This is a genomic window from Roseobacter sp. TSBP12, assembly GCF_009129705.1.
GTDB classification, from domain to species: domain Bacteria; phylum Pseudomonadota; class Alphaproteobacteria; order Rhodobacterales; family Rhodobacteraceae; genus Celeribacter; species Celeribacter baekdonensis_A.
Genome location: NZ_PYIB01000003.1, coordinates 1 through 515, shown reverse-complemented (window position 1 = coordinate 515; position 515 = coordinate 1). Strand labels below are relative to the sequence as shown.

At 56.1% G+C, this 515-nt stretch carries 1 protein-coding gene; it reads right to left on the bottom strand.

Going from position 1 to position 515, the window contains the following annotated elements; translation table 11 throughout:
* Positions 1-449: SIR2 family protein (locus tag C8029_RS00990; protein WP_226946206.1), on the bottom strand; the 449-nt coding region annotated here is incomplete at its 3' end.
* Positions 450-515: the final 66 nt, after the last annotated feature.

The following is a 515-nucleotide window of genomic DNA, read 5'->3' as shown; positions in this document are numbered from 1 at the left end:
GCGATGTGTGCATCGGCAAAAGAAAATCCGATAGAAATGAGTAGCGTGTCGGGGGTGAGCAGGAACGTACGAAGGCGATCGAGCAACGCTGCGTAGGGCGCTTTCTGTGTTTGATCGTATTTCAGGTGTTCGGGGAAGACGAGGTGACTTGCTGAGCTTTGGCCCGTGCGAATTACTTCGCCCTTAGAGCTAGCGCGCCAGCCGAGCGATCCATGGAGCTTCCATAGCCGCGTCCAGCGCGCGGGAAGATCACTGCGCGACACTGAGACGGGGTCGAAGAATGGTTCGCGACCACCCGTGAAGCCATCGAAGTACGGCGCTCGTACGGATTCGAACGCTTCTTCGAACAACAAGTCGTAGTTCGTGGTGAAGATTTCAACGGGATAGTCACGCGTTGTGCCCGTGATCCAATTCACGAGATCTGCATATGCTGATTCAGTCTCGGGCAATCGGACGTCCACGATCTTGCCTATCTCGGAGCAGATCGCTTCTCCGAAGGTCGCAAAGCCTGGGCC